Annotated in this window: 20 protein-coding genes and 1 riboswitch; of the genes, 8 read left to right on the plus strand and 12 right to left on the minus strand. The window is 40.4% G+C overall.

The annotated features are described in order from the left end of the window. Positions 1-6: 6 nt before the first annotated feature. A complete protein-coding gene (locus LMH66_RS09045) occupies positions 7-666 on the minus strand; it encodes a glutathione S-transferase family protein (RefSeq protein ID WP_229369430.1) in 660 nt (219 codons plus the stop codon). A 157-nt stretch (positions 667-823) separates the two neighbouring features. Beyond that, entirely contained in the window at positions 824-3,418 is a 2,595-nt protein-coding gene (locus LMH66_RS09050) for a TonB-dependent receptor plug domain-containing protein (RefSeq protein WP_229369432.1), read from the minus strand. Positions 3,419-3,733: 315 nt separating this feature from the next. On the opposite strand from LMH66_RS09050, the gene LMH66_RS09055 reads away from it, so the two are divergent. Then, on the plus strand, positions 3,734-4,996 hold the full coding sequence (locus LMH66_RS09055; RefSeq protein WP_229369435.1) for an Nramp family divalent metal transporter: 1,263 nt from the start codon (positions 3,734-3,736) through the stop codon (positions 4,994-4,996). 419 nt (positions 4,997-5,415) lie between these two features. Continuing rightward, positions 5,416-5,886 (plus strand): DUF1456 family protein, encoded by a 471-nt coding sequence (locus tag LMH66_RS09060; RefSeq protein ID WP_229369437.1) that lies wholly within the window; start codon positions 5,416-5,418, stop codon positions 5,884-5,886. Between the two features lie 59 nt (positions 5,887-5,945). Here LMH66_RS09060 and LMH66_RS09065 read toward each other — a convergent pair whose 3' ends face one another. Next, the gene (locus tag LMH66_RS09065; protein WP_229369439.1) at positions 5,946-6,533 is read right to left on the minus strand and encodes a hypothetical protein; all 588 of its coding nucleotides are present in this window, start codon (positions 6,531-6,533) and stop codon (positions 5,946-5,948) included. A gap of 401 nt (positions 6,534-6,934) precedes the next feature. Here LMH66_RS09065 and LMH66_RS09070 point away from each other — a divergent pair, with 401 nt between their 5' ends. Then, entirely contained in the window at positions 6,935-8,623 is a 1,689-nt protein-coding gene (locus LMH66_RS09070) for an NAD-dependent malic enzyme (RefSeq protein WP_229369449.1), read from the plus strand. 100 nt (positions 8,624-8,723) lie between these two features. On the opposite strand, the gene LMH66_RS09075 is transcribed toward LMH66_RS09070, so the two are convergent. Together LMH66_RS09075 and LMH66_RS09080 are read right to left on the minus strand one after the other, a co-directional pair. After that, positions 8,724-9,407, minus strand: coding sequence for a Crp/Fnr family transcriptional regulator (locus LMH66_RS09075; protein WP_229369450.1), 684 nt, complete (start codon positions 9,405-9,407; stop codon positions 8,724-8,726). 28 nt (positions 9,408-9,435) lie between these two features. Continuing rightward, complete coding sequence (locus tag LMH66_RS09080) at positions 9,436-9,870, minus strand: DUF3069 domain-containing protein (RefSeq protein ID WP_102528928.1); 435 nt, start codon at positions 9,868-9,870, stop codon at positions 9,436-9,438. Between the two features lie 575 nt (positions 9,871-10,445). Between LMH66_RS09080 and LMH66_RS09085 the strand changes: the two genes are divergently transcribed. From LMH66_RS09085 to queG, 4 genes are all read left to right on the plus strand, one after another. Then, on the plus strand, positions 10,446-12,290 hold the full coding sequence (locus tag LMH66_RS09085) for a GGDEF domain-containing protein (RefSeq protein ID WP_229369452.1): 1,845 nt from the start codon (positions 10,446-10,448) through the stop codon (positions 12,288-12,290). 6 nt (positions 12,291-12,296) lie between these two features. Beyond that, positions 12,297-14,222 carry a diguanylate cyclase gene (locus LMH66_RS09090; RefSeq protein WP_229369457.1) on the plus strand — a complete coding sequence of 642 codons (1,926 nt, stop codon included), beginning with the start codon at positions 12,297-12,299 and terminating at the stop codon, positions 14,220-14,222. Further along, complete coding sequence (locus LMH66_RS09095) at positions 14,219-16,213, plus strand: diguanylate cyclase (RefSeq protein ID WP_229369458.1); 1,995 nt, start codon at positions 14,219-14,221, stop codon at positions 16,211-16,213. The genes LMH66_RS09090 and LMH66_RS09095 overlap by 4 nt, the downstream gene beginning before the upstream one ends. A 146-nt stretch (positions 16,214-16,359) precedes the next feature. Then, complete coding sequence (gene queG, locus LMH66_RS09100) at positions 16,360-17,508, plus strand: tRNA epoxyqueuosine(34) reductase QueG (protein ID WP_229369497.1); 1,149 nt, start codon at positions 16,360-16,362, stop codon at positions 17,506-17,508. A 185-nt stretch (positions 17,509-17,693) separates the two neighbouring features. On the opposite strand, the gene LMH66_RS09105 is transcribed toward queG, so the two are convergent. Continuing rightward, a complete protein-coding gene (locus tag LMH66_RS09105; protein ID WP_102528932.1) occupies positions 17,694-17,903 on the minus strand; it encodes a dodecin in 210 nt (69 codons plus the stop codon). 566 nt (positions 17,904-18,469) lie between these two features. On the opposite strand from LMH66_RS09105, the gene LMH66_RS09110 reads away from it, so the two are divergent. Next, complete coding sequence (locus tag LMH66_RS09110; protein ID WP_102528933.1) at positions 18,470-19,381, plus strand: LysR family transcriptional regulator; 912 nt, start codon at positions 18,470-18,472, stop codon at positions 19,379-19,381. 96 nt (positions 19,382-19,477) lie between these two features. Here the strand turns inward: LMH66_RS09110 and LMH66_RS09115 are convergent, their stop codons facing one another. The 6 genes from LMH66_RS09115 to LMH66_RS09140 all read right to left on the minus strand — a co-directional run bounded on the left by LMH66_RS09115 (position 19,478) and on the right by LMH66_RS09140 (position 26,849). Continuing rightward, positions 19,478-20,230, minus strand: a complete 753-nt coding sequence (locus tag LMH66_RS09115) for an HDOD domain-containing protein (RefSeq protein WP_102528934.1) — start codon at positions 20,228-20,230, stop codon at positions 19,478-19,480. A gap of 184 nt (positions 20,231-20,414) precedes the next feature. Continuing rightward, the gene (locus LMH66_RS09120; RefSeq protein ID WP_229369459.1) at positions 20,415-22,400 is read right to left on the minus strand and encodes a TonB-dependent receptor; all 1,986 of its coding nucleotides are present in this window, start codon (positions 22,398-22,400) and stop codon (positions 20,415-20,417) included. A 138-nt stretch (positions 22,401-22,538) separates the two neighbouring features. Further along, positions 22,539-22,777, minus strand: a riboswitch (cobalamin riboswitch). A 244-nt stretch (positions 22,778-23,021) separates the two neighbouring features. Continuing rightward, complete coding sequence (locus LMH66_RS09125) at positions 23,022-23,678, minus strand: hypothetical protein (RefSeq protein ID WP_102528936.1); 657 nt, start codon at positions 23,676-23,678, stop codon at positions 23,022-23,024. Between the two features lie 108 nt (positions 23,679-23,786). After that, positions 23,787-24,104 (minus strand): DUF3622 domain-containing protein, encoded by a 318-nt coding sequence (locus LMH66_RS09130; protein ID WP_102528937.1) that lies wholly within the window; start codon positions 24,102-24,104, stop codon positions 23,787-23,789. Positions 24,105-24,212: 108 nt separating this feature from the next. After that, on the minus strand, positions 24,213-26,141 hold the full coding sequence (locus LMH66_RS09135; protein WP_229369460.1) for a peptidase U32 family protein: 1,929 nt from the start codon (positions 26,139-26,141) through the stop codon (positions 24,213-24,215). A 141-nt stretch (positions 26,142-26,282) separates the two neighbouring features. After that, positions 26,283-26,849 carry a phosphoribosyltransferase gene (locus LMH66_RS09140; protein WP_102528939.1) on the minus strand — a complete coding sequence of 189 codons (567 nt, stop codon included), beginning with the start codon at positions 26,847-26,849 and terminating at the stop codon, positions 26,283-26,285. Positions 26,850-26,905: the final 56 nt, after the last annotated feature.

A 26,905-nucleotide genomic window follows, 5' to 3' on the forward strand; every position in this document is an offset into this window, starting at 1 on the left:
TAATCGTTACTCTTCTTGAGCAGCCTTCGCAATCGCTTCTGACTTTTCTAACGCCTTAGTCATTGCAGGTCGTTGTTTCACTCTATCTCGATATGCCGTCAGCTTTGGTGGAATAGTTTGTTCAAACACTGTCGCCCACAAAAGTGTTTGAGTCAGTAAGATATCAGCTATGGTGAGTTCATCACCACAAACATAACCTGACTCTGGCACCCACTTTTCAGCAATCGCCGCGGCTTTGTCAAATTCAAATTTTGCTACTGGTAGCATGGCATCTACACGCTGCTCTTCTGGCAGCGCAAAACGATGTTTACCCATGCTCCATAAAGGTTGCTCTAATTCGCATATAACAAAGCTAACCCATTGGTGATGCAAGCCCGCTTGTTCAGTGCCAGGTTCTGGTAAAAAAGCACCATTGCCATACTTTTCGGCTAGGTACTGCAAAATAGCCGCTGACTCAGTTAGCACAAAATCACCATCAGTAATTACAGGCATTTTACCGCTTGGGTTCAGCGCTAAATATTCTTCAGAACGGTTATCGCCTTTGGCAAAGTTAAGAAAGCAAAACTGCCAATCAACTCCGAGCTCTTCCAATAACCATGAAACCCGCAGCGCTCTGCTGCGCGGAGTGCCATATAAGGTAATACCTGTGCTTGCTTCTATTTTCATGTTCTATTTTCCTTTGATTAATTACCTACTGAACCAGACTTCGTAAAATCAAACAGATTTAAAATGAGTGTCATCGAAAATGATACCAATAAAAAGGCGAGCCTAAAGCTCGCCTTCTGTCTTGAGCTAGGAGTTAACCTAACATATGTTCAGTTATTTAAAACTGATAACTGACTTTACCGTACCATAATGCACCGATGGCAGAATGGGTTGCCTGATCGTAACCCATGAAATCAGCGGCGCTGAATGAAGGCTCTTCATTCAATACATTATTAGCACCTAACGTCAGTGACCAATGATCAAAACCAACATAGGTGACATTTAAATCTAAAGTCATCATTGAATCTATGGTTCCTGTAGCTCCCGCATCGATATTATCTTGATATTCACCAATATAGTTTAAGCGCGCACTGGTTTGCCAGTTGGTGTAGCCCCAATCCATGCCACCCGTCCAACGATATTCAGGGTGTTGGTATTCACCTGCAAGTTCACGGGTCGAACCGTCTTCACGTACTTGATCAAAACTATTGACCCAAGTGAGGTTATAATTAAAACCAAACTCACCCGCACTTTGCGTATTCATAGTGTATTGCACATCAAGGTCAACACCATCAGTCGTCTGGCTACCTAAGTTAGCAAACTGGTCATAGATTTCGATAATACGTCCAGGTACGCCATTAGCATCGGTAGGCTCACGTTTTACAACGCTTGGATCATCACCTTGAGTATTAACCAAATATTGAGTATCAGAGGTAATCAAACCTTCTTGATCATAATTCCAGTAATCCACCCCGACACTTAAGCCATCGGTAATTTCCCAGATCCCGCCAAAGTTATAAGAAGTTGACTCTTCAGGTTGTAAATCAGGATTACCCGAAAAAATAACCGTACGCTCTTGCGCGGTACAGTCTTCTTCAAGCCCTGTTAATGGACAACGTACCGCATCCACTAATCCCGGAGATTCCTGTGATGGACCTAAGCCTAATTGCACTAATGATGGTGCTCTAAATGCTTCGCCCCAACTTGCACGGAAGGTCAAATTATCTAATGGAGTATAACGCAGAGCAATTTTAGGGTTAGTCGTATCGCCAAAGTCACTATAGTCTTCGTATCGCAATGCTAATTGTGCTTCGAGTTTTTCAAATACTGGTACAGCAAGCTCAATAAATAATGAGGTTTGATCGCGCTCGCCATAGGCTTCAGTCGCTTCGGTACCAAATATTTCGCCGCGCTTAAACAGCTCATCAGGATTATCTGATAATTTTTCTTCACGATATTCAAACCCAACCGCCATCGCGACACTGCCCGCTGGCATATCAAACAAGTCACCAGCAATCTTTCCGTCAAACGCATTAGTGGTAGATTTACCATTACGGGTGGTACTGACGCTAATATCATCAATCACATCGCCTTGCTGGCTTGTTGCTAATGGATTAAACGCGCCTGAGTTAATGGCTTCTTGTAAACGTGGTGTCCACACAAAACCTTGTTCACCATATTCATGATTACGATTATAAGAATAGGTATAAGCCAGTTCCCACTCCCAATCCGATAACATGCCATTTAACCCTAATACAATTCTAGCGCTATCTGATTCAGATGATTTTTGGCGAGGTCCCGTTTCAGTGAGTCTTCGGCGCATGGTTAAGTCTTCACCAGGAAAAGGATTAGTCGCAGCGCCGCTAGTAAACAGTGGATTATCATTTAGCATATAAAACTCACCGAATGATGGACTTGCCGCCCCTTTCACCACACTTTCATTATGCTGATACATCATTTCAGCGAATAAACTCAACTCATCGTTAAACTCGTAATCTTGAAATACCGATAACCCCATGCGAGTCGATTCTGGCACTGATGTCATCAGTGGTGCGTAGTCATAGCGGCAATAATTTCCTTTTACACTGTCCGCAGGGCAATTGACATCAGGCGTCCAGCTGAATAAATCAGACTTTGGCGTTATTGAGCCATCAGCGCCAATTGTCGCAGGAATGTATGAACCTGGGTTACCTGCAGATGAACGAAAATCATCACCGCCATTTGGTGTTTGATCGGCAGAGCTTGAATAGTCTCGGTCGGCAAAGAGAGTTTCACGTTCTTTAAAGTAATCAAATATTACGGTGGTATGCGACTTACCGTCAGCGGCTTCTGTACCCCACAAAATTGAACCCGCTTGCTGACCACCGCCATCTTCGACAGTTTCAGCAAGTTTACCGTTGACTTCGAATCCTTCGAAATCCTTTTTCATGATGATGTTTATCACACCCGCGATAGCATCAGAACCGTAGGTTGCTGAGGCGCCATCTTTAACGATATCGATACGTTTCACTGCAGAAATAGGAATTGAGTTAATATCCACAAACGCGGTATCAATGGATTTAGCAAAAGATGACACCGCAATTCGGCGGCCGTTCAATAATACTAAAGTGGCATCTGCGCCTAAGCCACGTAATGACACTGCAGCGCCACCATTAGCGGTATCATCAGAGTTATTACCTTGGGTTGAGAAAGTGCCACTCCCTGAAACAGGTAACTTACTCAGTAACTGCGAAATATCCTGTGCGCCAGAGCGGGCAATATCTTCAGCACTTAACACCGTCATCGGTGAAGCGCCTTCTAAATCCGTGCGTTTAATGTGGGTTCCTGTTACTTCAATGCGTTCGACTTCGGGCTCGGCAGCAAAAGCGGTAGGTGTGAGGATGAGTGATACAGCAGCAGCGCAGGCGCTCTGCCAGAATTGAGGTCTTTTCATAATTGTCCCTAATATGAATTATTATTTTAAATAGGCTCAACATCATTTTTAAGCCTTTATGTTCCTAATAAGAATGACTTACAAATCATCCTATTTAGGTTCATCTCATGCGCGCTTATATTAGCGCATCATATTTTTCTAACATAAGTAATCCACATCAGAAGTCAATGGTTGGTTTTTAAACAGTTGTAACAGAACGCTTTATCACTTACATCTTGTAAACAATTTGTTATTTTGCGCATTCAGCAAAATATGACATAGTCATACATCATCTTGAAACTGAATAGTAATCTCACCTCAAACAATAAGAATATGATGCCGACGACTCAAAAAGCCACCAGCAGTAATTACTCAGCCGCCACATTTTTTGCCAGCCTTGGCCCAGGAATTTTGATGGCCGCCGCCGCCATTGGCGCATCACATTTAGTTTCCTCTACCCGAGCTGGAGCTGAGTTTGGCTGGCAATTGGTGTGGGTGGTATTACTCGTTAATTTACTCAAATACCCATTCTTTGCTGCTGGCGCTCGGTACACCGCAGCCACAGATGAAAGTTTACTCCATGGATATTTAAAGCAAGGACGCGGCTATTTACTGATGTTTACTTGCTTAAACACTATCGCAGCGATTGCCAGTACAGCGGGGGTGTGCATGTTAACTGCTGCTATGCTAACCCAATTTGTGCCTCTGCCGATTGATGTACTCGCATTCCTAGTACTAGTGAGCTCACTGGCAATTCTCATATTGGGTCATTACCAATTACTGGATAAAATGACCAAAGTCATCATGCTGGCCTTAACCTTAACTACCTTGATTGCAGTCGCACTTGCTTGGCAACATTACCAAGCACCGGCTATAACGGAGGTGGCCGAGAGCCCTTGGCAATGGGCTTATGTTGGTTTTTTAGTGGCTATGATGGGCTGGATGCCAGCGCCAATTGAAGTCAGTGCTTGGAACTCTTTGTGGTTAATTGAAAAGAAAAAGACCCAAACGGTGACCAGTAAGCAAGCCATTTTCGACTTCAATTTGGGCTTTATTGTCACCGCTATTTTAGCGGTAGTTTTTTTAGCCCTTGGTGCATTAGTGATGCATGGCAGTGGCGAAGTATTTTCTAATTCTGGTGCTAAATTCGCAAGCCAGCTTATTGATTTGTATAGCGATGTCATGGGTGAACAAAGCCGCTTTTTAATCGCTGCTGTCGCATTTTTATGTATTTTTAGTACCACGGTGACCGTCATTGACGGTTATAGCCGAACGTTAGATATTGGTTGGCAGTTACTCAACAATCAACAGGATTGCGCTAAGCGATTAACGAGAGTGATGTTGCTTGTTTCTGCATTAGGACTGGGGCTTATTCTGTTTTTTAAAGGAGCGCTGCTGCCTTTACTTGAGTTTGTGATGACATTGGCATTTCTAACCACAGTGATTTTTGCGTGGCTTAATCTACGCTTAATGACCAGTGAAGCCTTACCTGAAAAACACCGTTACGGTATCAAAATGAAACTACTGGCATGGTTTGGCTTGGTGTATCTGGTTGGGTTTTCGGCGGTATTCATTTACTGGAAGCTTGCGATACAATAAATAGCTTCTCTTAATGACGATGAATTGCAGATAATCTGAACTATTACTCCATTTTCAGGTATATACCCATGTTACCTCAAGATGCTTTGTCAGGCGCAATCTCGGATAACAATGCAAGGCGTAAGCTGAGGTAATTGTTGTTCACTTTTCAAAGCTTACAACGTAGCAATGGTTTTCGAAGCAATGGTTTTCGAGCTTGCGCCCCATAGGGCAAGGCAAATAGCACCAATCTGCGTTGTTATAAAATATCTATGTAGAATAACTATACTTCAATTTTATGCCTAACATCTTGGCACTATTTGCCTTGCTGACTTTGCATCTTGAAGTATCATGGGTATAATCCGCGTCCAATTTTTATTTAAGCTTAGGCTCAATAATCCTCAGCTTAAAAAACTGCGCAGCCGCGCCCAGAGACTTATATGATTAACAACGATATTATTCGCCGTCTACGTTTTGTATTCGATTATTCAAACGCAAAGATGATTAAAGTTTTTGCTCAAGCCAATGTTGAAGTCAGCACAGATGAAATCATTAGCTTACTGAAGAAAGAAGCTGAAGAAGGTTATAAAGCCTGTAATGACAAAGTCATGTGTCAGTTCTTAGACGGACTAATTATCGAAAAACGTGGTTTACGTGAAGGCAGTGAAGTTCCAGCGCCTGTTAAAAACCTAACAAATAACTTAATCTTCAAAAAATTACGTATTGCTTTAGAGCTTCGCGAAGATGACATTATTGAAACTTGTGGTTTAGCTGATTTCGTTATCGGTAAGTCAGAGTTAGGAGCCTTGTTCCGTAATCCAGATCATAAGAACTACAAAACTTGTGGCGATCAGATTTTACGTAACTTCTTACATGGACTATCAATCAAACACCGTGGTGTTGAACTGTAACTCCCCTGTTTGATGTAACATTGAAATGCACAGCAATGGCTGTGCTTTTTTATGTCATTTTATCGCTCGCTCAGTGTCACTTCATCCCAATAAATGGCCTGTTTAAACTCTTCGGCTAATAAAGCATTCAGTTTTTCGAAACTCTTTACTGCGACTTCCTCTCCGTTTACACACGACCATACAAATCGATGACAGTTATTGTTAAATAAATCATATTCGCGATATTGATATATTGCCTGCTCTGCTCTTTGCTGTGCTTGTGGTGATATTAAAGGCTGATGTAAGTGATTACATGCTTGAAATATGCGTCTACCTGTCCGGTCTTGTAAAAAACGCTGCGCTGATACGGGCCTTATTAACCCGCTGCCATGAAGTTCAACCAAGTGATTATCGCCCACCCAAATACCACTATGCTCAACCACACCAAAAACAAAGCAACAAACAATGCCTCCAGGTGCCGCTTCGACACGTACATCACTGGTATGCCAAATACTTGGGGTTAACGGACTTGTAGACTTTTCATTAGGCACTTTTGGGGAGCGCCCCATGCGGCGTTCATGTTGTAGTGACTTGCGCTGTTTACGATCATCAGCAAGTAAAATTGCACCTACCGCCGCTGTACCAAGCCAAATTAAAGGAAGAGCCATTTGTACCTCACAGTGTAGAAATTGTGTACATAATCAGCATGGCATCTAATTTAATCAATATCGAGTCCCTTTCTAGTTTTAGTCAGCAGCTAAAGTGTTACGAGTCATGACTCATTGACATATTTGCCCTCACTCTAGTCTTGTCTGCCACAATCCCTATTACAATCCAGTTAATATCGGTATTAGCATTGAGTCGCAAACAAATCACAGCAAACGTTTTCAATATTCACTGCTCACATTCAAATAGAAAAAAAGTGTGAAATAGCTCACTTAACAGACCACAAAAAATATAACTTGTGTTAACCTTCTCCGATAACAAAAAACGTCTACTATTAGACAGTCATCGCCGTCTAATCCTAGCTATAAATAACAGTAATTCGACACTGATAATAAGGTTTCCAATGGACGATAATAAACGCCCTCTCTATCTTCCTTTCGCAGGTCCAGCCATTCTTGAGTCTCCTCTGCTAAACAAAGGTACCGCCTTTAGCGAAGAAGAGCGCATTTACTTTAACCTTGAAGGGCTTATTCCTTGGGTTATTGAAACAATTGAAGAACAAGCATCACGTGCTTATGAACAGTATAAAAGTTTCAGTAATGACCTCGATAAGCATATTTATCTGCGTAATATCCAAGATACTAACGAAACCCTATTTTATCGATTAGTGCGAAACCATATCAGTGAGATGATGCCTATCATCTATACCCCTACCGTGGGGTTAGCCTGTGAGCGTTTCTCGAAGAATTATCGCCGTAACCGCGGTTTGTTTATCTCATACGATAACAAAGATCGTATTGACGATATTCTAAATAACTCGACACGCCACAAAGTGAAAGTGATTGTGGTCACCGATGGTGAACGTATCTTAGGTTTAGGCGACCAAGGAATTGGCGGTATGGGGATCCCAATTGGGAAATTATCCTTATACACCAGCTGTGGCGGGATCAGCCCTGCATATTGCCTCGCAATTACGTTAGATGTGGGGACTGATAACCCTAACCTGTTAGATGACCCTATGTATATGGGCTCTCGTCATCCACGTATTGGCGGCGAAGAGTACGCTGACTTTATCGAAGAATTCATGCAAGCAGTCAATCGCCGCTGGCCTGAAGCACTTATTCAATTTGAAGATTTCGCTCAGAAAAATGCCATGCCATTGCTTGAACGTTATAAGGACAGATTCTGTACTTTTAATGATGATATTCAAGGCACTGCAGCGGTAACTGTTGGTTCGTTATTGGCGGCATGTAAGGCAGCTGATACGCAGTTATGTAAGCAACGTGTTGCTTTCTTAGGCGCGGGGAGCGCAGGTTGCGGAATTGCAGAAGCCATTGTGGCGCAAATGGTGGCAGAAGGCATTTCAGATGAGCAAGCTCGCTCACAAGTATTCATGGTCGATCGTTGGGGCTTATTGCTTGATAACATGCCGACCTTACTGGATTTCCAGAAAAAACTAGCGCAAAAGACGATCAACGTTGAGCAATGGGATGGCTTTAGCGATCATATTTCATTACTTGATGTAGTCAACAACGCTAAACCAACGGTATTGATCGGTGTTTCTGGTGCTCCAGGATTATTCACTGAAGAAATTATTCGCGCCATGCACAGCCATTGTGAGCGTCCAATAGTATTCCCATTGTCGAATCCTACTAGCCGCGTTGAAGCAACACCGAAAGATGTGCTGCACTGGACATCTGGCCAAGCATTGGTTGCTACTGGCAGTCCATTTGAACCCGTAGTTATTGACGGTGAGACCTTCGAAATTGCCCAGTGCAACAATAGCTTTATCTTCCCAGGTATTGGGTTAGGTGTATTAGCGAGTGGCGCAACCCGTGTATCTGACGAAATGTTAATGGCATCAAGCCTTGCATTATCAGAGTGCTCACCACTTGGTAAAAATGGTACAGGTTCATTATTGCCGGCACTTGAAGATATTCAAGAAGTCAGTAAATACATTGCCTTTGCGGTAGCGAAAAAAGCCATTGAACAAGAGCTTGCTCTACCTTGTCCAGATGAACTATTAACACAAAAAATTGATAGTAACTTTTGGGAGCCTGAGTACCGTCGCTATAGACGTACCTCTTTCTAAATGACTTAAGTTTAAGGTTTGGGTTTTACTTAACACCAGCACCTTACGAAACGAAAAAGCCTAGCAAATGCTAGGCTTTTCTTTTAGGTAAAACCATCGATTACATGACGACTTTATCTTCTAATGCTTTATTTAAACCAGCGTAGTTACTGATAATCATCTTGCCACGGACTAATTCAATAAGCTCTCGCTGAGAAAACTTATTCAACACTTCATTGACTCTAGGCCGGCTGACATTAGCAATTTCACTTAATTGCTGCTGAGTAATTTTAATTTCAATTCTAGGTAAATCCGTATTCTTTTTACTGCGAGCGAGTTCAAGTAAGAAAAATGCTATGCGCTCTTCTATGCCATAAAAAGATAAATGCATGCCTTGAACAAGCTTAGGGGTATTCGTGCGCATGATGCTATATAACAGTTTATAAATTTCACTGTTAGTTTTTGCTAGTTCATTTAAATCCTTTTTAGGGAAAAATAAACTTCTAATAGGTTCAAGCTCGCAAGTGTATAAATTGATTTTAGGGAAAATCTCAATCGCCACAGCGCCAACCCACATTTGTTTGCCAAATATGAAACTGGCCAATGGGCGATTATCTAAACTTGTGGTCGCAAATGTTCCCAGCCCCTGTGCACAATAAAATAGTCCACGCTGATGATCACCGTCTAAAAGAGTGGCGTATTTTTCAATGCCCTCAAGCTCAATGGCAAGATCTAAAATCTCAGCTTTGGTTTGCTCGCTTAGTTCACAAGGCCAACTGATTTGGTGGGCTAATATTGATGTCATTGGGTTTCCAAACATTTGCTATAACAAGTTATGCCGACATAACTTGTTTAAAACTATTCAACATCGAACGATCCGTTCGGGCTTTTTTTAACTTTCTAATACTTTCTTTCAGTGATTGCTCAGCTAAACGACCAAATACACCGTCATATTCTTTTTCATCAATCGCTTCGTCAGAATCTGCATCGTCAGCAATCTCTTGAGCTACGCGGCTTAACTGCATCCACGCATTAGCAATATAAAAACCATGGAACTCAGCTTGTGGCATCAATTTTTGCGCACTTGCCGGCATGGCTTGCCAACTTTTATTAAACAAGCCAGCATTATCTTCAATTAACTCTTTAAACAAGCCTTCGTAAGCTTCAAGTAATGTCTCTGGTAATTTATCCATTGGCAGTACTTTATTGGCTACATTAAAAGACACCTGCTTTGCTGTTGCTTTATATTCTTCTGTCACATGACTCATTGTATATTTCTCTCTTAATTAATAGTGCCGCTGAAATTCAAATGCTACTGAGATGTTTGCTATAAATGTATATCCTGCAAAGGCGGCATACCTTAATGGCTTCAACTCATTCAGTAAAGCGCCATTATATATCCAAAGAAGTACAATTAAGTAATATACGGAATTGGCTGTTAAATTGACTTTATAACGATTTGATTAACCTTTATCTAAGTCCATTGTGCATAGACTACATTCTTACGAACGTGTTCTCAGAAAGGTTGGATTAAATGTCTTTCATTGCTAAATGACATATCAACAAGTAAACATGAAATAAGAGACTATCAAAGTGAGTACACACCTGACTAGTCGTTCTCATTTCATTCAGCTGATTTTAACCTTTGCATCAATAAGCATTGTTACCTTGATAACATTAAGACCCTAATTTGGCTTAATTTATCGATCATTTAGATACAAATAACCCATTGAGTGGCTTTAATTGTACAAACCAAATTATATGTCATAATAATGCTAGGCATAGAAACCTATATGAGAACTATTCGATTAAAACCCTGCTCCACTTTGTATTAGCTATATCCTTGTGTTTTGCAATTAACACTGTTTCAGCTAATGCCAATGACATTAACAATCAGCAAAGAATTGATCATTTATTTGATATATTCGATGAGGGTGAAGAAGGTGATCTTGAAAAACTAGCCGGTTATATAATTGAGCTTGAAACCCTAATTCCTCAAGAAGATCTCAAGCAACAAGAAAAGCTCATTCCATTGCATTGCTGGTACCACCCATCAGAAACCTCTGAAGAATTTCAACAAGCAATAAAGCATGCAGAAGACTTGATGCTGCGTCATCAAAAAAGCTACCCGTCAACGCTGCATACAGAACTATTACTTTGCCGTGCATCTTACTACCAATACTCAGGCAATCCAAAACAAGCCAAACTTGATTACGACGCAGCAATACAAGAAGCCTATCAAATTGAAAACCTGCGCTTAATCGCCGATGGTAGGAGTTTACGAGGTGCTATGTTGTCTTATGAAGGTGATTACACAGGGGCTTTGGAAGATTTAATCCCTGCGCAGTCAATGTATGAGCAACTCAAGTTAAACTATTGGGCCAGGGTAAACTTAAGTGAAATAGCCAATAGTTACCGCCGCTTTGGCGATCCACAAATGGCACTTTCCTATCAGGAGAAACTTGAAAAAGCCTATTTAGATAACAATCAGCTAATGGATGCTATCGACATCAATACTCAGATTGCTTATTCCTACGAAGAACTTGGGAAAAACGAACTTGCGCTAGAACGATTTGAAAAAAGTTATCATTACTGGAATAAACAAGACAAACCTATCCTCACTGCGGGTGCTGGCATTGATATTGCGGGAGTTCAATTAAAACTAGGTCAAGTTGATGCCGCTATTGAAACCTTAGATAATGCCGAAAAAATCATCACTAAAGAAATCGATGGGTTATTCAGTTTTATGAAACTCTTTAGAGCACAAGCTGCATTACTCAAACATCAACCCGAGCAAGCATTGAGTTTTGCACAAGAGGCTGAAACCGCATTTGATGTCAGTAATAATGAACGTGGCTTAAGCCAAGTTTATACTCTACGAAATAAAATCTACCTGGTTTTAGAAGACTATCAGTCAGCCCATGAAGCCTTGTCAGATTATTTGCAACTGCATCTTAAACTTGATCAGAAAAGCTTAAGTAATCGCAATAGCGAAATGCGAGCACGCTTTAACACCGGTAAAATAGAATCAGAGAATCAAACTTTACAAGCATTGCAGCGAGTTAAAGAACAAGAATTAAAAGTATTGGAAAAAAATAAAGAATTACAGCAAGTGATTATTTTTCTTGTAGCAATAATTTTAATCATTATGACTTTTTATGCCGCTAAGCAAGTTAAAAGAAAACAATTATTTAAAAGTCTCGCTTTAACTGACGAGCTCACACAATTAGCTAATCGTCGTCAAACATATAACTTAGCAAAAGACTATATTGAACAAGCACGTAAAGATAATACTCACTTTTCGTTAATCTCATTTGACGCTGATCATTTCAAGAAAGTAAACGATAGCTTAGGTCATGATATTGGTGATAAAGTATTGGTATTAATGGCAGAAGTATCAAGAAAATTAATGCGTAAATCTGATACGGTCGGCCGCGTGGGTGGTGAAGAATTTTTGGTTCTATTACCTGGTGCTAATGAGCAACAGGCTAAAGAAATAGCCGAGAGATTAGTCAATAAAATTGCTGATGCCGATTGGCATGCTATATCGCCAGAGCTTAACCAAACAATCAGTGCTGGTGTCAGCCAGTTTAACAATGAGAACAAATTGGAAGCATTATTATTGCGAGTTGATAATGCACTTTACCAAGCAAAGTCAGCAGGTAGAAACTGCGTTAAGACGGTATAAATCACCTTGCAGAAACTTATTCGTTGTCGCAAAAATACACACTACCTCATCGGTTTAGTTTTATTTATTTTAATGTTTGTCGGCCAATTACCATTTAAAGCCGATGCAAATACTTTAGAAAATGAAGCAGCTGATGAATTGTTTAGTCAGTTTGAAAGTGATCAACTGACGAGCTCATTATATATTGATGAAAAACTACTAGAACTTAAAGCCTTGATTGCTGAGGATGACCACCAAAGATGGCAGCAGTATAAAACACTAACCTGCCCGCGTATTCCTTCCGGCGAACCAGATCAGCTACAAGATTTTGTAAATGAAACTGATGACTTAGCATCAAGAAGCTTTTCGGTCCCCTCTACACCTGTGTTATTAAATTTGTGCCGCGCGAGAGCTTTTATGTATTTAGGCGATTTGCAGCAAGCAGCTCAAATTAATCAAGATGTGTTAACTCAAGTACAAGCACTACAAGATGCAAAATTAACTGCTGATGCGTACTTCTCTATTGGTCAGTTAAGCTTATTTAAAGGGCAATTTATAGGTGCAATTGACAATTTGTCATTGTCTTTTGAGCTATATCAGCAACTTGGGTATTGGAACACAGCCAATATTAATATTATCTCTCTAGCAAGTTCATATCGACGCTTAGGCGATAACAAAAAAGCCCTCTATTACTACAATATTGTTGAAGAGCATTTCACCAAAAATGATAAACCTAACTTACTGGCTATCGTCGAGCAGTCATTGGCTTACATCAAGCTAGATAACGGCGATTATCAAGAGTCTCTTGATTACTTTGAAAAAATATATGCTGCGGCCAATACTGCTAATAATCCCTTATACGCAGCAGAAATGGCGGTAGATATGTCAGCTCCGCTCATTAAACTAAATCGTTTAGATGAAGCTGAGCGTTGGCTAAATCAAGCACAGCCTTTAATTACGCCAATTAATTACTCTCACTTCGGCTATATGCATGCCTATTACCTCGAATTACGGTTACACCAAGGACGATACCAGGAAGCAATCGAGCATTTTAATCAAGCAAAGAACAGTTTTGACAAATATAACAATAAGAAAGGGTTAACAATTATCTATCCCATCATTGCTGAGTTATTTGCCGAAAAAGGCGACTTTAAATCAGCAAACCATTGGCACCATGAATTTCTTACTGTTCACAATCAAATGGATGAAGCCGCTTGGGCGACGTTTAACTCAGAAATGCGTATCCGCTTTGACTCACACCAACTTGAAAAACAACAAAAACACTTGATTGAATTTCAAGCCCTAAAAGCCACTCAGCTTGAAGCCTTAACAAAGAAACAGCAGCTGCAATATGTCGCTATAGCCTTAACCTTTATTTTGCTGGTGATATTAGCGTTCTTCTTTATAAAATTAATTAAAAAGTCTATACAATATAAACAGTTAGCATTAATCGATCCGTTAACCAAGGTGCCAAATCGACTTTATGCTTATAAAGTGACTAAGCATTTATTTCGAAAACAGCAGGCATTTTCGATTCTACTGATCGATGTCGACCACTTTAAAGCGGTTAATGATAATTATGGTCATGATGTCGGTGATATATCATTGCAGTTAATCGCCCACACTATCAGTGAAGTTTGCCGTAAAGAAGACACCTTGGCCCGAATAGGAGGTGAAGAATTCCTCCTACTTATGCCTAATGCGCAAGCTGAAGATGCGATAAGTTTGGCTAGAAGAGTAAACAATCAAGTTAAGTTAATTGATACTGATTCATTGTCTATGAGCGAATGTTTTACTGTCAGTATCGGCATTGCAACAACAAGCAATGAAACAAGTATTTCCCCATTACTTAAAAAAGCAGATATTGCACTTTATCAAGCCAAAAATGCAGGCCGAGATGGCTATGTGAATTATCAAAGTCCAGTTGATTTTCAGCGAGAGGACGGCCAATGATGCACTTTCTGATGCTTCGGATTTGTAGCCTACGCCAAATGGTATGTCTTATCACGTTTGTACTCATTTTCAACGTGACCTTGCCCGTATCTGCAACAGAACAAAAAGGGGCTAACGAAGCGACTCAAGCATTCGATAACCCTGAGTTTGAACAGATATTTATATTAATCGATAATGGCGATATCAATGATGCTAGTTACCCTAACCTCATTGACGAAATGGCGCAGCTTATTGATGATGGCGATATTGCTCGTACTTACCGCTTACTGCCCAAACAATGCTTAGCGTATAATTTTTTAGAAGAACAACAAAACCTAAATGCGCAAAAATTCTTAACCGATGTTTATCAGCGTTACTCTGAGATGCCAGCCGACATCAGAATCAACCTCAAACTTTGCGAGGCGACCTTACTTCGCTATCGAGGAGAAATTACTGATGCCAACCAGATGGTGCAACAAGCCCTTATTGATGCACAGCAAATAAATGATCAGCGCCTGACAGCAGATGCATACTCCATCTTGGGTCAAATCGCCTCCTACACAGGTGATTTCGCCGTTGCCCTTAAGAATTTACTCCAAGCTTATGAGGGTTATCAAAAGCTCAAGTTAGTGACTTTAGAACGTTTAACTTTACTTGATCTTGCGATTACTTACCGCCGCTTAGGCGAAACAGAAACCGCTCTCAAATATTATTCCCAGCTCGAACAAGCCTTTAGCGATAGCGATCAAATAGCTCTAGTTATGCTAGTCAAAAATGACATGGCGTATGCTTTTGAAGATATTGATGAATTTCAAAAAGCCGCTGATTACTATTTAGCTATTTATAATTATTACCAAGAAACTCAAAGCGACCCAACATTTGTCGCCCGTGTTGCTGTGGATATGTCCTCAGCGCTCATCCAACTTGAACAGTATCAACAAGCACTAGACTATTTATATAAATACGAAGCCATCATTAGCCCATCGGTTGATACCCATTATAGCTTTTTACATCTATATAAAGCCCAAGCAAAACATGGCTTAAAGTTAACAAAGGAAGCACTGCCTCACCTTGAAAAAGCCACTGTCGGCTTTAATAAAAACCACAATAAACGTGGCCATGAAATGCTACTTAAGCTCAAGGTTGAAATTTTTGAATCTTTGGAACAGTGGCAACAAGCTTATCAAGCGCAACTTGCACTGTATGAAATCCATTTAAAGTTAGATAAAGCCCTTGAAAATCAAGCTAGCACAGAAATGCGGGTTAAATTTGATAGTGAAAAAATAGAAGCTGAAAATGCAGAGTTAGTGGCATATCACGAGTTGAAAGATCAACAATTCATCATTCAACAAGACAATGAAAGGCTGCAAATTTTAACGCTGGCTCTAGGCTTTGCATCCGTATTATTACTCATCATTTTTAGTCTTTATTTTAATAAAAAGTCTCAACAATTAAAGCAACTTGCATTAACCGATTTATTAACCCAATTACCCAATCGATTAAGCTTTTATCGCAATGCACAAAATGCATTTACCCGATTGTCAGAGCGCCAACAACCATTGTCTATTATCTCTATCGATATCGATCACTTTAAGCTCGTTAATGATCAACATGGTCATGACACTGGCGATAAAGTTCTCAAAGCTGTAGCTCAAATTTGCTTAGAAAACTTATCAATTGTCCATTTGCCTGAACAGCATTCATCTATGACGCGTAAAAGTCATACCGGTAGAAGTCATATCGGTCGTGTCGGTGGTGAAGAGTTTTTAATACTGCTACCCAATACGCGATCTCAAGCTGCAATTAACCTAGCCCAGTCCATTCTAAATGACATACATTCATTTGATTTTAGCCATATTAGCGAAAACCTTTCTGTCACGATAAGCGCAGGGGTAGCAACGTTTAAAGATGAAACCAACCTGACAGAGTTAATCAAAAAAGCAGATAAGGCGTTATATAGAGCAAAAAATCAAGGCCGTAATCAGGTAGTTTACTTTCATGATGATGCCTAAGGCGATAGCGAGTATAATAACTCTTAGTCATCATAAACCACTGTTACTCCTGCATGCCAAATTCTAAAACTGATACTCAAATTGAGCGTCAACCATCTGTTGAATCGTCAAGATTATTAACGGTTGAATCGAGTCTCAGCCGTGAGATGACTTCGCTAGAATTATCTGAGCTTTCGCTACAAATAAAAAACTGGGCGCAGGAATTAGGCTTTGCTCAGTTAGGGATTACAGATACTGACCTTAAAGCTGAAGAACCCAAACTGCAACAATGGCTTGATAATGGTTATCATGGTGAAATGAGTTATATGGCGAATCATGGCATGATGCGTGCGCGCCCCCATGAGCTGCATCCAGGCACTATACGTGTGTTAAGTGCCAGAATGGATTACTTACCCCCAGAAGCTGGATTTGCCAGTAACCTATCGAATCCTAACTTAGGTTATATCTCCCGCTACGCTGGTGGCCGTGATTATCATAAGTTAATTCGTAAACAACTCAAAAAACTGGGTGATAGAATTGTTGCCCATTGCCAACAAATCGGCGTGACAGGTATTGATTTTAGACCTTTTGTCGATTCAGCTCCTGTGCTTGAAAGGCCACTAGCCGAAAAGGCCGGCTTGGGCTGGACCGGTAAACATTCGTTATTACTAAACCCCGATGCTGGCAGCTGGTTTTTTTTAGGTGAAGTGTTAATCAACTTGCCACTACCGATTGATATCCCACTCAATCAAAGCTGTAAGACTTGTGTAGCCTGCATAAAGTCATGCCCTACCAATGCGATTCTTGACAATAATGTGGTTGATGGTCGGCGATGCATTTCCTATTTAACTATCGAACTACAAGGTGCTATTCCTGAAGAGTTTCGACGCGCTATTGGTAACCGTATTTATGGTTGTGATGATTGCCAGCTCGTGTGTCCTATCAATGCCAAAGCACCGTTAACTCAGCAAGCCGATTTCCACATTCGCAATCAGTTAATTCAGCCAGAATTATTAACCTTATTTGCTTGGTCAGAGAAGCAGTTTTTGTCATTAACCGAAGGCAGCCCTATAAGACGTATCGGTCATAAAAATTGGCTCAGAAATATTGCTGTCGCACTGGGTAATGCACCTTTTAATGATGATATCGTGTCCGCACTTAATACACGCAAACAATCTGATGAAGTTGATGACATGGTCAGTGAACATATTGACTGGGCACTCAAACAGCAGTCACAAGCTCATGCCGAGTTAATCAGCCGTAAAACACTGCGAGTGGTTCGAGCTATTGAGAAAGGCTTACCACGAGATGCATAATAAATACGGCTTGTTGTTCAAATAGGTCATGACTTACCATTATGACCACAACACCTTGATCACAACATCTTGAACACAACACCTTCAGTCAAAATAGTTGTGGGATAAATTTTAAGCTCAGCAGTAAATAACCACTGCTGAGCTTTTTGGTTTAGACGACTCAAGTGAATTGATTATTGAACGTATTAACTTTGATCTAAGGTAAAGCCTACCTTGACGGTCACTTGCCAATGGGCAATCAAGCCTTCTTCCAAATGCCCTCTCGTTTCTACTACTTGAAACCAACGCATATGCTTAATAGATTTGTTCGCCGCAGAAATCGCATTCTTAATTGCATCATCCGAGCTAATGGGTGATGATCCTGTCAGTTCAATCAGTTTATAAGTATGGCTCATTATCACTCCGTCAGTATTGTTATGAACATTGACTGAGTATAGATAACCTATAAAAATCTGCGTAACTTCAAGATAATAAATGAACATGACGCATATAGTTAACAATAAACTCTGAAGCGGCTTTGCCTGCCACAGCCCTAATAGATTAAGACTACAGCGGTCTCACTTGAGGCTGTAAGCACTCATGGTTAGTTGCTTTATTCAATACGGTCGATTTACGTAAAATAACTGAACACAAGCTTGTGCTATTACGGCTTATCCTTTGGTGATAACTCTTCGCTAAATGTTTTTTTAGGTCTTATTGTTAAAGATTCTTAAGCAATTCCATCTGAATATAGCGCTTTAGCACAGATATTTACTTGTTCACTATCATTTTCTTCAAACACTTAAAAAGCCTAAGTTTGTAATTTTTATATCAAAAAAAACAACAAACTAACAATTAACCTACGTTTATGTAAATTAATTACACAGGCGTCTGGACGTCTAGAAGTTTATTGTGTTACTCTGCCATTAATCAATCGAATAGATTTCACCCGCAAGTTGAACAGAATTCATGTGAGGATAATATGATAGAGCTGAGACACCTTCGTACTCTTATGGCGCTTAAAGAAAGTGGTAGCCTTGCTGGTGCCGCGAAAAAACGTTTCGTCACTCAATCAGCGTTATCACATCAGATTAAAGAATTAGAAACCCGTATTAACTCATCTATTTTTATTCGAAAGAGTAAACCGCTGTCATTCACGCAAGAAGGCGCTAGATTATTAAATCTTGCTGAAGAAATTTTACCTAAAGTCATGGTGACTGAATCAGACCTTAAAAAGGGTTTGGATAGTGAGTCACAATCACTGAAGTTGGGTATTGAATGCCATAGCTGTTTTCGTTGGTTAATGCCGGTAACAGAAGCATTTAAACAACTTGCGCCCGATGGCAGAATTGATCTTTCAAGCCGACATCTTTTCGACTCATTAAATGCATTAGAAATGGGCGAACTCGATATAGTACTCACATCAGATCCTGTCCCTGGTCATGCACTGGCTTATCAGCACCTATTTGATTTTGAGGTAAAGTTAGTCGTGGCTAATGAAAACCCGCTGGCAAAAGAAGCTTTTATTAAACCAGAGCAATTAGCTAAACAAACTTTGATTTCATACCCAGTACCATTGCAACGTCTGGATATTTATAAGCACTTTTTAGAGCCTGCTGGTGTTGAAGCCGGTGAGCAAAAGCAGTGTGACTTAACCGCAATGTTACTACAACGTGTCGCTTGCAATGACGGCATCGCAGCCTTACCAAGCTGGTCGATCAACGAAAGCCATGGGCTAAACCTTGCTTCAGTTAAATTAGGCGCTGAAGGGTTAAAGCGACCACTATTTGCGGCTTATCGTCGTAATGCTGCCAATACCACATTAATCCAAAAGTGGTTAACCTTAGTGGCTGCTGAAGGCTTGAAATTACAACGTTTAAGTCAGCAACACTAAAGCTGAGGCTTCCATCATACGAAAGTTAACACATAAAAATGCCACTCATTGAGTGGCATAATTGTTTGAAGGTTTTATATTCACTCTTACTGAAGGTTATTCAAACTCAGCAAGAGGGTTTATCAATACATTACGCTTGGCAAGCACATGCCTTAACACCATGCCTGCCGAGTTAGGATTATCTGTTTGATTAATATTATGGGCGACCATAAATTCGTTACGTAAGTCATCATCTAAACCTAATGCTTCAAAAGCTTCAATAGACAAACTTTGCTGCTGAGTATCAATTAAGGTTTTGATCACTTGCAATGCAATCGCTTTCTCTGAAGCATCATTCAAAAATGCAAACGCACTTAAAGTAATCACTTGGCCAAAGACACTGAATAGCGCCAATGTTTGCACTTCATCAGCGTCGATGTCTATGGGTTGGTCACTTTCTTCAATATCACGTAAATGTTGAACCGCATCAACAGCAATATTCTCTGTTAACGTCCAGTAACCTTTTACCAATTTACTATAAGGCTCTTTTAGTTCATCTAAACGTTCTTTTAAATAGAATGAGAAAGCATAACGGTAGATATTAACTTGGCCTAAACGGATAAGCGCATCTTTGATACTGCGGTTTTTAGTCGAAATAATACCACCAGCTTGAGCGGTATTACTGCGCCATAATAAATGGGCTGCTAAAGCAGGATCACTTGAAACAATATCAATGAGAATACGAATATCAGCTTCATTAATAAGTGCTTTCTTTAAAGGGATCAAAATACCGCGTCGACCGATCACCTGCTCTTCGTTGCCAATAATGGCTTTGACTTGAGTTAGCACTTGTTGCTCAAGGTAGGTCATATTGTACTGCTTCCCTTTAATCATTTTTATATATCTAGTAGGGAATTTATCCACATAAGCGGCACTAAGGTCAAGTAATTAATCCGTAATCAAACAAAAAGCCGACAAGCAATTTGTCGGCTTTAGGTTTTTAGTCAATTACACTGCTATGCCTAAGCATAACTGTGTATTAAACAAACAAGCTTTAGAAGCGGTATCCTGCAGTCAAACGAATTGAGCGGCCATTACCTGAGTAGTAACCGTTGCCCCAAGCCGAGTAATAACCGGCACTGACATATTCTTCATCTAATAAGTTATCAGCACGTAAACTCGCAGACCAATTATCACGAGTGTAGTTCAGCGCTAAGTTCGCTAATACATAGCTAGATAACTTAGGATCAACGTTACCGTTATCCCCTTCAATGAAACGCTCGCCAGTGTATATACCTTCAACAAACACTTGCCACTCTGCAGCAATATCATAACTTAAGTGCGTACGGCCATTGTGTTTCGCTACCCAAGACAGAGCCTTACCTTCGTTTTCGCCTTCGGTGAATTCAGCATCGATATACTCATACGATGCCCCTAATAACCAATCTGCAGATAATTGAATATCGTAGCTAGTATTAACACCATATCGGCGTGATGCATCAGCATTAACATTAGCACCACCGCCTTGGGGACCATCTGTACGGCCACCGTCGAAGACAATTTCATCTTCTAAATCGAGACGGTACGTATTTAACTTAAATGTTTGGGTTGTGGTGGTCCAATCCCAGCCTGCTTCATAAGAGCGGCCTGTTTGTGGATCAAGCCCAATCGTCGTCACTGGCGTATAAGCTTGTTCATCCACCTTGGCGAAACGGAAATTATCATTGGCACGAATATAAAAACGATTTTCAAGGCTTGGGCGGTAATTTAAACCTAACTCAAATGCATGTGCATCGTTATCAAGCTCAACACCATTTGGGTATAAAGTTTGATCGGTTAAATCATCGGTCACTTCACTGTAACGACCACCCACGACATAAGATAACGTCGTCGTTAACGGCACAGAAGCTTGAGCATAAATGCTCGCGACTTTTTGCTCGTTAGTTCTTTGAGTGTAAGCCAAATCAAAATCTGCCTCACCAACACTTAAATCAATCCCAGCAACAATATCTAGATCGCCTTGTTCAAGCTGATAGTTAGCTGTGGCTTTAGGTGAGAAGCTCAATAAATTGCGTTCAATACGCCCAGCACTGCCCCAGAGGAAGTTAGTGGTTAACGTATCTGAATAGGTTAAGTCTGCGACCAATGCCCACTCTTTGTTTAACTGGTACTCATAACCACTGCGAAGCGCTGTGGTCATTTCATGGGTGTAATCATCATCAGTGAATGCAGCGGCTTGACTTGGATCACTTTCGAATTGCTCAAGCGTTAACGCTCCTGGCGCTTGACGATTATCATCAAAGTAGTTGGCTTCAACAAAAAACTGCTGTTTATCAGATTGGTATTGTAAGCGACCTAAAACAGAGCCGGTTTCGCTTTCATTGTTATCGCGATAGTTGTCACTTTGGTTATAACTCGCCGCTAAGTAATAACGCCATGCGTCATTAATCGCCCCAGAGATATCGCCTTTAGCTTCATAAGTATCAAAGCTACCACCGCTAAGCTCAAAGCCGCCACCTGTACCGTTAGGCGCTTTAGTGATGATATTGATAACACCACCTACGGCTTGATCACCATAAAGTACACCTGCACTGCCATACAATACTTCTACGCGCTCAACTTGGTTTAACGGTACAGCATTAATACTAGGAGCTGAAATATCGATATTATTCAATCGACGGCCATCAATTAAAATCAGAGTATTACTCGCAGCTTGTGATGCAGTAAAACCACGCATGGCAAACACAGTACCTGAGTTATTGTCAGAAACTTGAATACCCGCTTGACTGCGAAGTAAATCCGTTAAACTCACCGCACCGCTCATTTCGATATCAATTTGATCGATAACATTGACATTCGCGGCAATATTTAATGGGTTAGCTTCACTGCGACCAATAACCACAATGGTTTCGTCTGGTTTAATCTTGTCAGTCGTTTCAGCATAAGCTGATGTAGCAAGAGACATTGAAGCAATAGAGGCAGCTGAAAAGCTTAATACTAAGCTAAGTGCTGTTGCGATTTTTGTTGGATTAGTACCCATTTACCTTTAACTCCTAAAAGGAAAAATGGGGCATAGTTGCCGCAGCATAAAGCATCTTGTGATCCCAATAGCACGCATAAGCGCTATAGCATTCACAATGACGAAAAAAGGCTACATTTCGAGATCTGCCCACCGAAATCTCAAAATCATTTTTTGGGCCGGTCTCCGGACTCAGGTTGATGCCATGTATCATGACAAACGAAGCTGAATTTTTAACGTCGCTTTTGCTGGTTAATTATCAGCAAACAAGCTTACGCACTCAGTTCTCACCATTACCGTTGCGGGGGCAGCACTAGATTCTCACTAGTTTCCCGATTATCCCTTAGCTGCTTATCTATTGATAAACGCCGATAGGCACCACAAAAAATTGACTATAAATAACTCTCATTAGAGGTTATATAACATTGTTATGTTTGCTTAAATGCAAGTCCATATAACAATTGGCTGCATTATAACTGGTTAACGTTACTTTTTAATATAAAGAATGAAGATCATTCATATTATTCAACGCTTAGTTATAAGGGTTGAATAATATGAATGTGTCGCAATGAGACCTGCGCTAGGGGAATGGCTTAAATAATAAAACAGAGCACGACTTAGAATAGTCTCTATATCGAGTGCTTAACGCTGAAATTTAAGTTGCAGCATTTTAGAAATGAAATCACGATGATTTGAGCCATTAAGTGGTGGGTTAGATTCATTAAATACTTCCCCTCTCATCGATTTATGTAGCAGATACAAATCTTCTGTATCTTTTAGTACCGCATAATAGCCAATTTCACCCTGACGAGTTCTCGCAGTCGCACCGCCATACATATTCTTCATATTGGTACAGCCGATAATGCCGTGAACGGCTTCTTTGCCACCAATTTGCGTCGTACCAAGCTGTTCATACGTCACACTGCCTTGGCAAGAATCTTTATAGGTATCAGCAAAACGATTAAGAAATTGAGTGCTATCAATATCGGTTGCCAAGCCTTCAAATCCTTGAATACAGAATAAAGCAGACCAATCATTGAGGGATTCACCGGCAGGAACAAACTCAGCTTTATACATATTGCCTTTTTCTGAATTAAAGGCCATTTTCCAACCGACAGGCAGCTCAAATGACACTTTATTAGAAAAGATTGAAAGCTGTTTTTCTTCAGAACCGCCACCAGCATCTGAATTAGCTGTTATGGCGTTAATGTATGGTGGTGGCTCTTTGGCCACTACATTATTTGAAGGGCTCAATAACAACAGCCCCCCAGATATTATTAGGGTAGCGCTAGCTTTCATACCGAAATCATCCTTGGTATTGGTGCTGAAAGGTGAAACGTAGTTAATTCAAACAGAAATACAGCAACTATGTCACCAAAATGTTGTATTACTGTATTATTTTAACTGTTAATCTTCAAGCTCATCCGCTGAATCTGTCAAATCAATTTCACTAGACTCATTAGTTAATGCTTCTGCGGCAATGGCATCAGCAATTGATTTAGCTTTAATTTTCTTTTCAGTTTTACGTTTATTACGCTCAACTTGTGTAGTCATAAAGGCTGTTAGCTCTTTTTGACCCCATGCAACAGCTTCATCTTCTGTTGTAAAGCCATCATGGCTTTTTGACACGATTGTTTTAGTTGCACTCATACGACGAGTGATTTCTGTTTTAAAAGTATCGCCAACTGCTAATACTCTAAAATCGTACTTCTTACTTTTGCTCATTATTCGGTTTTTCCTAGCTGAACTCAGCTTAAATTAAGGTCGCGCAGTTTACGCGAACATTGTCTATTTCGCACTCATTTTGAGCACTTTTATCTTTAATCAATAAAATTACTGTTTTACTAATTGGTTTGAGCCAACAATCATCATTTCACATTTCTGACAATCAAAGACTAACTTCAATCTATCTTTACCAATATCTAACACCATAGGGTCGGCTTTAATCCCTTCAACTTCTTTAGGACATAAGTTGAAACTGTAGCGCAAACAATGCTTAGTCACCATTAATGGTGCATCGGTTAGTACTTGGTTTTTCTCGTAAGTATCTTCCATTTGGATTACGCCATGCTGCTCGTAAAACTCACGAGACTTATCATTGGCCACATTAGATAAAAAGCTTAAATACTTTTGCGGGAAACGCGCTTCTTTATCATGCTCGCCTCTAAGAGGCCGTTGATAACCATTAATACGTGCTTCATCAAAAGCTGCAATCGCATCGCGGCGTAAACCATTAATCACTGAAGCCGGTAAAAACCAACGATTAGCGCAATTAACTTGCAACTGGTTTAAACGGTAATCACTGTTACCTAATTTACCTAACTGAGTCCGTAAATTCGCATCCGCTTTGGCATAATCTTTTGCAGCCTCTTTGGCCCACTCAAGTTCAATTGTCACAGTGTGTTGATGGTTATCCGACACCGTTAAGGCAATACCTTGTTCGGTATCATCTAACACCATATCAACCATAATTTTACGACTGGCAGAGTCTTTTGATAATAACGCATCAAACTGATGGTCGAAGTTTCTAAATAACTCCACACCCACTTTTAGATCTTTGCTGACGTCAGTTAAAAATAAAGTGTTACCATCGGCGCGGTTAACCCGTAAGCCTTTGGTTTTATTATCTGACAAGCGTTGTTTCTGATAGCCATCAATGAAGAAACACAAGCCATCACCATTATTAAACTCAATGGTTTTACCGGCTTTTGCACTGTCGACTTTAATAAAGTCTCGGCCAACACCCACAATAGTACCGACCTTTTCACCAATGTATTTGGGTGAACTAAAATGCTCAATTAAGGCAGTGCGTTGATTAATAAAGTAATCTGTTTTACCTCGGTTAAAGCTTTTTTCAGGATCAGGTGTGAAAGTAAATTCGCTGCGACCATGAGACATTGACTCAAGATCACTACGGCGATCAATAATCGCATCAAGCTGTTGACGATAATGTGCGGTGACATTTTTGAGGTAACTGATGTCTTTTAAGCGACCTTCAATTTTAAATGACGTCACGCCAGCATCAATCAAAGCTTCTAAATTCTCAGTTTGGTTATTATCTTTAAGGGATAATAAATGCTCATTTTCAGCTAATACTTCACCATCACGAGTAGACAAATCACAAGGAAGACGACACATTTGTGAGCACTCACCACGGTTAGCACTGCGATTAGAAAAGGCATGACTGATATTACATAAACCGCTGTAGCTGACACATAATGCGCCATGGACAAAGTATTCTAATTTAAGTTTTGTTGTATCAGCAATTTGCTTAATCTGCGGTAAGTTTAACTCACGGGCTAACACCACTTGCGAGAAGCCTACCTGTTCTAAAAACACCGCTTTTTCAGGCGTACGATTATCCATTTGAGTACTGGCATGCATTGCAATTGGCGGTAAATCCAATTGCAGCAAACCCATATCTTGAATAATCAGCGCATCCACGCCTGCTTCATATAACGACCAAATTAAGCTTTGTGCTTGCTCAATTTCGTCATCCATTAAGATGGTATTAAGCGCAACAAACACTTGCGCATGATAGCGATGAGCAAATTCTGCTAAACGAGCAATATCTTCAACACTGTTACCCGCATTATGGCGCGCGCCAAACGCTGGGCCACCAATGTAAACCGCATCTGCACCGTGACGAATGGCTTCGATACCATAGTCAGCATTTTTTGCAGGTGCGAGTAGCTCTAACTGTTTCTTTTCAGTCGGCTTAGTTACAGTTGATGCTGGCGAAAATATTTCTACAGAACTCATAATCAATGTTTATCTTTTTCTAGGTAATAAAAAATGCATCAAGATAGTAGCTAAACACGGACTAAATTCACGTGTATGTCACTATCATTGACGCACTGTTCAGCTTGCTAGTTTAGCAAAAAATAACCAGTTTCGTGGCTTTTACTTAAACAAATGCTGAATATTCTTAAAATCACTTTTACCTTCAGCGATTTCCTGCGGGTTTAATCCCGATACTTCATGCGGGAAAACCAACCACTCTTCAGACTCGTGAATGAAGTAATCAGGCTTTAAATCTACTGCGGTGTTCTTTGGTTTGTAGTAAGGGCAAGCCACACGAATATCAGTAGGGATATTCTTACGCATGAACTTTTGCAGTTTATCGATTAATGCATCAACACTACGACCTGAATCAAAGACATCATCAACAATCAATAAACCGTCATCTGCGTTGGCATTTTCAATGATGTAATGTAAGCCATGTACTTTGATTTTTTTACTTTGTTTGTCGGTACCAATGCCATAGTAAGAAGAGGTTCTGACTGCAATATGATCGGTTTCGACATTTTTGAAATCATAGAACTCTTGCACAGCAATACCAATTGGAGCGCCACCACGCCAGATACCGACAATAAATTGTGGTCTGAAGCCACTGTCATAAACCTGCGCTGCAAGTTTAAAAGAATCTTCCAGTAGCTGTTGTGCACTGATGTAATGTTTATCTGTCATTGGTTTTGGCCCCTATCATTTTTATTGCGGCGAATTTTATACCAAATAAGGATAGT

Source organism: Shewanella sp. 10N.7 (assembly GCF_020806285.1).
In the GTDB taxonomy this organism is placed as follows: domain Bacteria; phylum Pseudomonadota; class Gammaproteobacteria; order Enterobacterales; family Shewanellaceae; genus Shewanella; species Shewanella electrodiphila.